This is a genomic window from Streptomyces sp. NPDC060205 (assembly GCF_042728395.1).
In the GTDB taxonomy this organism is placed as follows: domain Bacteria; phylum Actinomycetota; class Actinomycetes; order Streptomycetales; family Streptomycetaceae; genus Streptomyces.
In genome coordinates this window covers 1-7,874 of record NZ_JBHWZP010000397.1, presented here as the reverse complement: position 1 = coordinate 7,874, position 7,874 = coordinate 1, and the positions used below count along the sequence as shown (strand labels likewise).

Annotated in this window: 6 protein-coding genes; all 6 read right to left on the bottom strand. The window is 72.0% G+C overall.

Annotated elements, in window-relative coordinates; translation table 11 throughout:
• Nucleotides 1-146 precede the first annotated feature (146 nt).
• Nucleotides 147-1,751, bottom strand: coding sequence for a citramalate synthase (gene cimA / locus ACFWGJ_RS39000; protein WP_387333698.1), 1,605 nt, complete (start codon nucleotides 1,749-1,751; stop codon nucleotides 147-149).
• Nucleotides 1,752-2,104: 353 nt separating this feature from the next.
• The gene (locus ACFWGJ_RS38995) at nucleotides 2,105-3,361 is read right to left on the bottom strand and encodes a hypothetical protein (protein ID WP_387333697.1); all 1,257 of its coding nucleotides are present in this window, start codon (nucleotides 3,359-3,361) and stop codon (nucleotides 2,105-2,107) included.
• Between the two features lie 122 nt (nucleotides 3,362-3,483).
• Entirely contained in the window at nucleotides 3,484-4,110 is a 627-nt protein-coding gene (locus tag ACFWGJ_RS38990) for a TetR/AcrR family transcriptional regulator (protein ID WP_387333696.1), read from the bottom strand.
• Nucleotides 4,107-5,204 (bottom strand): agmatine/peptidylarginine deiminase, encoded by a 1,098-nt coding sequence (locus tag ACFWGJ_RS38985; RefSeq protein WP_387333695.1) that lies wholly within the window; start codon nucleotides 5,202-5,204, stop codon nucleotides 4,107-4,109. The genes ACFWGJ_RS38990 and ACFWGJ_RS38985 overlap by 4 nt, the downstream gene beginning before the upstream one ends.
• Before the next feature lie 10 nt (nucleotides 5,205-5,214).
• Complete coding sequence (locus tag ACFWGJ_RS38980; RefSeq protein ID WP_387333694.1) at nucleotides 5,215-6,897, bottom strand: urease subunit alpha; 1,683 nt, start codon at nucleotides 6,895-6,897, stop codon at nucleotides 5,215-5,217.
• On the bottom strand, nucleotides 6,894-7,592 hold the full coding sequence (gene ureA, locus ACFWGJ_RS38975) for an urease subunit gamma (RefSeq protein WP_387333693.1): 699 nt from the start codon (nucleotides 7,590-7,592) through the stop codon (nucleotides 6,894-6,896). Before ureA ends, ACFWGJ_RS38980 begins: the two co-directional genes overlap by 4 nt.
• Between the last annotated feature and the right edge of the window lie 282 nt (nucleotides 7,593-7,874).

Here is a 7,874-nt window from a genome sequence, read left to right as displayed (position 1 = left end):
ACACCTACTCGCGGGTGATGTGCTGGTTTTTCAGCCCGTCCGGCGTTTGAGGACGGAGCGCGCAGCGCGACAGGGGGGCGAGGGGGCGCAGCCCCCATGCGTGGACGGGAACGGGAAGGGGCGGCGGGGGCGAGGAAAAAGGGTGGCTACGCCGGTGGTTCGACGCCCGCGCGGAGCAAGCCGTACGTGTACGCATCCTCCAGCGCCTGCCAGGACGCCGCGATCACGTTCTTCGCGACGCCCACCGTCGACCACTCCCCCGCACCGTCCGAGGTGGAGATGAGGACGCGCGTCGTCGACTCCGTACCGTGCTTGCCCTCCAGGATGCGGACCTTGTAGTCGACCAGTTCCAGCTTCGCGAGCTGGGGGTACAGGGTCTCCAGGGCCACCCGCAGCGCCCGGTCGAGCGCGTTGACCGGCCCGTTCCCCTCCGCCGTGGCGACGATCCGCTCGCCCTTGGCGAAGAGCTTCACCGTCGCCTCGTTGGCGTGGCTGCCGTCGGGCCGGTCCTCGACGATGGCGCGCCAGGACTCGACGTCGAAGTACCTGCGGGCCTTGCCCTCGGCCTCCTCGCGCAGGAGGAGTTCGAAGGACGCGTCCGCGGCTTCGTACGTGTAGCCCTGCAGTTCACGCTCCTTGACCCGGCTCACGACCCGGCCGATCAGCTCGCGGTCGCCGCCGAGGTCGACGCCGAGTTCCTTGCCCTTGAGCTCGATGGACGCGCGGCCCGCCATGTCGGAGACGAGCATCCGCATGGTGTTGCCGACCAGTTCGGGGTCGATGTGCTGGTACAGGTCCGGGTCGACCTTGATGGCCGAGGCGTGCAGGCCCGCCTTGTGGGCGAAGGCCGAGACACCGACGTACGGCTGGTGCGTGGACGGGGTGAGGTTCACGACCTCGGCGATGGCGTGCGAGATGCGGGTCATCTCGGAGAGCGCGCCCTCGGGGAGGACCTTCTTGCCGTACTTCAGCTCCAGGGCCGCGACGACCGGGAAGAGGTTGGAGTTGCCGACGCGCTCGCCGTAGCCGTTCGCCGTGCACTGCACGTGGGTCGCGCCCGCGTCGACCGCGGCGAGGGTGTTGGCGACGGCGCAGCCGGTGTCGTCCTGGGCGTGGATGCCCAGGCGTGCTCCGGTGTCGGCGAGGACGGTGGCGACGACGGCCTGGACCTGCGCGGGCAGCATGCCGCCGTTGGTGTCGCACAGGACGACGACGTCGGCGCCGGCCTCCGCGGCGGCCCGCACGACGGCCTTCGCGTAACCCGGGTTCGCCCGGTAGCCGTCGAAGAAGTGCTCGCAGTCGACGAAGACGCGGCGGCCCTCGGAACGCAGGTAGGAGACGGTGTCGCGGACCATCTCCAGGTTCTCGTCGAGGGTGGTGCGCAGAGCCAGTTCGACATGCCGGTCGTGGGACTTGGCGACGAGTGTGACGACGGGTGCGCCGGACTCGACGAGCGCCTTGACCTGCGGGTCCTCGCTCGCTTTGCCGCCCGCCCGGCGGGTGGCCCCGAAAGCGACGAGCTGGGCGTGCTTGAAGTCGATCTCCTGCTGGGCACGGGCGAAGAACTCGGTGTCGCGCGGGTTCGCACCCGGCCACCCGCCCTCGATGAAGCCCACGCCGAAGTCGTCCAGGTGCCGTGCGATGGCCAGCTTGTCCGCGACGGTGAGGTTGATGCCCTCACGCTGCGCGCCGTCGCGCAGGGTGGTGTCGAAGACGTGGAACGAATCGTCGAGCTCGCTGGTTTCGGTCATGGTGTCAAGGCTCCTGAGGATCAGATCTCGGTCGGTACCGGAATGACCGGCTCCGCCGTCCCCACATGGTCCCTCACGCTCTCGCCTCCGGCTGAGGGTGGGCCAGAAAAGCGAAAAACCCCTCGCGGGTGCGAGAGGTCTGCGCGCGGGTCGAGACGACGGTGTCCACCCGTACCTGGTCGTACGTGGTGGTCACTGCGGACCGGCGCGCCTGCTGCCAATAATCATGGCGAACGAGAGCACGGAGGCAGTCTGGCACAGACCTCCTCCGTGCTCACCGTCCGTCTCAGGATGCGAGCACTCGGTTGATCACCGCTGGATCATCGGTTGATCACCGCTGGATCATCCGTGGGTCACCGCAGGTGGCGGACGAACACGTCGGTGCCGTCGTTCGTGTCGCCGGCCGGGATCAGTGACGGGTCCGCGGACCGGAACGCGATGCGGCGGGCGCCGTCGGCGATCGCGCCAGGCCGGACGTCGGCGGTGGCCGTGCCGCCGGTGGTGTCGGGCGTGACCAGGACGGTGGTGCCCTTCCTCAGGTCCCGCAGATACACGGGCCACTCCTTGCCGTACTGCGCGCCCGCCTCCGTCACCTCCGACATGAACGTGACGTACCGCCCGTCGGCGCTCACCGCGGGGTTACGGGTGTAGGCCTCGCCGGGGCCGCCCTGGGTGCCGTGGATCCGCCGGTTGGTGCCGGTGGCGAGGTCGTGCACGAACACGTTCCAGGCGCCGTCGGTGTCGTCGGGCACCAGGTGGGTGTCCCGGGACTCGAAGACGACCGTACGGCCGTCGCCGCTGAGGGACGGGCGCAGCGACTCCTTCTCGGTGGCCGAGCCGTCGTGGGAGCGGTCGGCCTGGACGCGCTCGCCGGTGCGGCGGTCGTACACCCAGACGTCGCCCCAGTCGTCGCCGCGCGGGCCGTTGGCGTAGGTGTACTGGTAGGCGACGCGGCGGCCGTCGTCGCTGACCGTCGGCTCGAAGGCGTTGCGCGGCTCCCAGGTGGGCCGGGGGTGGCTGATCCGCTCGGTGGTGCCGGCGGTCCGGTCGCGCAGGAGGACGACGGAGCCCTCGCCGCTCTCGTACAGCGTGTAGACCGCGTACCGGCCGTTCGGGCTGACGAAGACCGCGCCGGGCGGGCCGGAGAAGCCCTCGGGGATCTCGATGCCGAACTTCTCCTGCCGGCCCGTGCGCAGGTCGAGGAGCGTCACGTCGCCGGACGCGGAGTAGACGAGGCGGCCGTCGTCGAGGGCCGCGACGACGTCGCCGAAGCCCGCGAAGCGGGTTCTGTCGGTGCGCAGGTCGCGCAGGTACATGCCCCCGTGCGGGACGTCCGGGTCGAGGTCGTCGGCGTCCGAGGTGAAGGCGACGTAGCGTCCGTTGCGGCTGATGACGGCGTTGTCCGAGGCGCCGTCGCCCGCTTTTCCGTCGGGTGTGACGCTGACCGGCTCGGTGTGCGGTGCGGCGTGCGGGACGCCGGGCGCGGCGTTCGCCGCGGTGCCCGTCAGAGCCGTCGTGGTCAGCGCGGCGGCGACGAGAGCCGTGGTGAGAGCGGTGCGCGCGGTGCGTGTCGTGCGGGCGGTGCGGATGGTGCGCGTACTGGCGTACAAAAGATTCCCCCTGGTTTCCCCGTAGCGCTCGTCCCCCGGCCCTGCGCCGAGGGCTCATCCGATGCAAACGCACCGCCCGGCAGGGGTCAATCCGTCATATCGCGTACAACCCGGACGTGCGTTCAAGCGTCCGGGAGCGCCTGCGAGGGCGCCTGCGGGCGCAGCGCCTCGTCCAGGAACTCGCTCACGTGGCCGAGGACCTGCCCCCGGTCCGTCCCGCGCAGACCGATCGCCACATGGATGGAGAAGCCGTCGAGGAGGGCCCGCAGCCGGGTGGCGAAGCGGTCGGGGTCGACCGGCCGGAACTCTTCGCGCGAGACGCCCTCCGCGACCAGTGCCACCAGGTCGCGGTGCCAGGCGCCCTCGATCGCGGCCTGGCGGTCGCGGGCGTCGTCGTCGGCGTTCTGCGAGCGGTTCCAGACTTCGAGCCACAGGGTCCAGTGCGGATCGCGGTGCCCCTCGGGCACGTACAGGTCGACGTACGCGTCGAGGCGTTCGCGCGCCGGAGCGGCCCGGGTGAGCAGCCGGCCCCGCTCGGCGCCGAGCAGGCCCTCGCTCCATTCGAGGGCGCGCAGCAGCAACTCGTCCTTGGACCGGAAGTAGTAGAGGAGATGACCGCTGCTCATCCCGACCTCACTGCCGAGCCCCGCCATGGTGAGCTTCTCCAGCCCACGTTCGGCGATCATCCCCATGGCCGCGGCGAGCACGTCCTCGCGCGGCGGCGCGGCGTTGCGCCGGCGGGTGGTCATCGTGCCTCCGCGTGGTCGGCCTTCGGCTGCTGCTGGGTGATGCAGTGGATGCCGCCGCCGCCCGCGAAGATCGCGCGTGCGTCCACCAGGGTCACCGTCCGCTCGGGGAACAGGCGCCGGAAGATGCCGGCCGCGGTCTCGTCGCGCGGGTCGTCGAAGCCGCAGAGGACGACTCCGCCGTTGCAGAGGTAGTGGTTGATGTACGAGTAGTCGGCCCAGTGGCCGTCGGCCTCCAGGACGGTCGGGGCGGGTACCTCGACGACCTCGATGCGCCGGCCGCGCGCGTCGGTCGCGGACCGCAGCAGCCCGATGATCTCCTTCGACACCTCGTGGTCGGGGTGGGCCGGGTCGGGCTGGGAGTGCGCGACGACCACTCCGGGGCGGGCGAAGGCGGCGACGATGTCGACGTGGCCGAGGGTGCCGAAGCTGTCCGGGGCTCCGTGGTTCCCCTCGCCGGGCGGGGCCGGGTAGTCGCCGGTCAGGCCGCGCGGCAGCCAGATCGCCTTGCGGGTGCCGAGCATGCCGTGGATCTCGGCCTCGACCTCCTCGCGGCTCCAGCCGGGGTTGCGCTCGGGTCCGAGCTGCACGGTCTCGGTGAGCAGGACCGTGCCCTCGCCGTCGACGTGGATCGCGCCGCCCTCGTTGACGAGCGCGGAGGCGTACGTACGGGCGCCGGCGAGGTCCGCCACGTACGCCCCTATCTTCGCGTCGTGCTCCCAGCGGGCCCAGGCCTGCGCGCCCCAGCCGTTGAACGTCCAGTCCACGGCGGCGAGTTCGGGCCGCTCGCCCCGGCCGCCGACGAGGAAGGTGGGGCCGATGTCCCGCATCCATGCGTCGTCGAGGTCCCGCTCGACGGTGTCGATGCCGGGGCCCAGCAGGGCTCGGGCCTCTGCGGACCGGCCGGGCCCGCACACGACCGTGACCGGCTCGAAGCGGCGGACCGCGCGGGCCACGGCCGCCCAGGCCGCGCACGCCTCGGCGAGGTCGGCGGGGTCGTCGAAGGTGGGGTTCGGGCCCGGCCACGCCATCCAGGTGCGTTCGTGCGGGGCCCACTCGGCGGGCATGCGGAAGCCGTCGGCGGCAGCGGTCGTCATCGGGTGATCCTCAGAGGAAGTACAGGCGGTTGAGTGACACGGACTCGGCCGGCTCCGAGCGCAGGGGGTCGCCGTCGAGGGTGACGAGGCCGGTGTCCCGGTCCACGTCGACGTCTCCCGTACGGGAGTTGAGGCGCAGGTCGGCCGGGCCGATGCCGCGGGTGCCGCGGACGGCCACCCGGCGTCGGCGGGTCGGCATGAGGTCGTTGCCCTGGTCGAGCGCCGCCTGCGCGACGAACGCCACCGAGAGGTCGGCGGGGGTGCCGCCGTGCGCCCCGAACTGCGGCCCGAGCACCAGGGGTTCGCAGGTGTCGGTGGCCGCGTTCGGGTCGCCCACGACCCCGTACGCCGGAAAGCCGGACTTCAGGACGAGTTGCGGCTTCGCGCCGAAGAACTCGGGTCGCCACAGGACGATGTCGGCGAGCTTGCCGGTCTCGATGGAGCCGACCTCGTGGGCGAGGCCGTGCGCGAGCGCCGGGTTGATCGTCAGTTTGGCGAGGTAGCGCAGGACGCGCGCGTTGTCGTCGTCCGGTCCGTCGCCCTCCAGCGGCCCGAACTGGGCCTTCATCTTCCCGGCCATCGCGAAGGTCCGGCGTACGGTCTCGCCCGCGCGGCCCATGCCCTGCGCGTCCGAGGAGGTGATGCCGATGGCGCCGAGGTCGTGCAGGACGTCCTCGGCGCCCATGGTCCCGGCGCGTATCCGGTCGCGGGCCATCGCCGCGTCGCCGGGCAGGTCGGGCTTGAGGTCGTGGACGGAGACGATCATCCCGTAGTGCTCGGCGACCGCGTCCCGGCCGAAGGGCAGCGTGGGGTTGGTGGAGGAGCCGATGACGTTCGCCACGCCCGCCATCTTCAGGACGTTCGGTACGTGGCCGCCGCCGCAGCCCTCGATGTGGAAGGCGTGGATGGTCCGGCCGTCGAGGACGCTCAGGGTGTCCTCGACGGACAGGCACTCGTTCAGGCCGTCGCTGTGCAGCGCCACCTGTACGTCGTGCTCCTCGGCCACGCGCAGCGCGGTGTCCAGGGCGCGGGTGTGGGCGCCCATGTCCTCGTGGACCTTGAAGCCGGAGGCGCCGCCCTCGGTGAGGGCCTCGACGAGCGGGGCCGGGTCCGAGGACGAACCCCGGGCGAGGAAGCCGATGTTGACCGGCCAGGCGTCGAACGCGTTGAAGGCGTGCCGCAGGGCCCAGGGCGAGTTGACGCCGACGCCCCACACGGGGCCGAACTCCTGGCCGACGATCGTCGTCACGCCGGAGGCGAGCGAGGCTTCCATGATGCGCGGCGACAGCAGGTGCACATGGGTGTCGACGGCTCCGGCGGTGGCGATCAGCCCCTCCCCGGAGACGATCGTCGTGCCGGTGCCCACGACGACATCCACCCCGTCGAGGGTGTCGGGGTTGCCGGCCCGCCCGATCGCCGCGATCCGCCCCTCCCGGATGCCGATCGACACCTTCCTGATCCCTTGCGCCACGTCCATCACGAGGACGTTGCTGATCACGACGTCGCAGGTGTCGCGGACGGCCGCGGCCTTGAGGTGCAGTCCGTCGCGGGCCGTCTTGCCGAACCCGGCGAGGAACTCGTCCCCGTACTTCTGGGCGTCGGACTCGACGCGCACGGTCAGCCCGGAGTCACCGAGGCGGACACGGTCGCCGGCGCGGGGTCCGTGGGTGGCGGCGTACTCGTACGGGTTCACGCGTTCCCTCCCTCGGGGGCGACCGCTCCCAGATATCCGCAGGCCGCCGCTCTGCGCAGGGCCTCCGCCTTGGCGCCCGGGGCGTCCAGCGGGCCGTCCACGAGGCCTGCGAAGCCGATCGCCACGCGGTCGCCGCCGATCGGCAGGAGGCCGACCTCGACGGTCTCGCCCGGGGCGAAGCGGGTGGACGCGCCGGCGGGGACGGCGAGGTGGGTGCCGTAGGCGGCGGCGCGGTCGAAGGCGAGGCGGGGGTTGGCCTCGAAGAAGTGGAAGTGGGAGGTCACCGAGACGGGGACGGTGGCGGTGTTGGTGACGGTGAGCGTGCGCGTGGGGCGGGGGTCGGTGTGCTCGGGGCCGGGCAGGAGGGCGCCCGGGCCGGCCTCACCCAGGCCGCCGCCGATCGGGTCGCCGACGATCGCGAGGCGGGAGCCGTCGTCGAAGACGGCCTCCACGTGGACCTCGGTGACGATGTCCGCGACGCCGGGGAGCACGTCGTCCGGGCCGAGCACCGCGCGGGCCGCGGCGATGGCCTCGGCGAGCCGCCGTCCGTCGCGGGCCGCCTCGCAGACGGCGTCCGCGATGACGGCTGTCGCCTCGGGGACGTTCAGCTTCAGGCCGCGGGCTCGGCGGGCGCGGGCGAGTTCGGCTGCGCCGAAGAGGAGGAGGCGGTCGCGTTCGGTGGGGGTGAGTCTCATATCGAGCGCCACTCTAACGCTGGGGCCGCTGCGGGGATAGATCTACCTGCGGTAAAGCTTGCCTCTCTTTGAGCGGCACTCTAATCGAAGGAGCTGCGTGCGCACGGTGGCTGGACGGGTGCGGGACCGGTGGGGGCTGGTCGCGCAGTTCCCCGCGCCCCTGAAAAACGGGGATGCACGCGCGGTGGGTGTGTGCGGGTCCGGTGGGGCGCGGGCCTACAGGACTGCGCAGTTCCCCGCGCCCCTCAAAGCCGCATGCGCGGAGGGCAGTTCGTCGGGTGC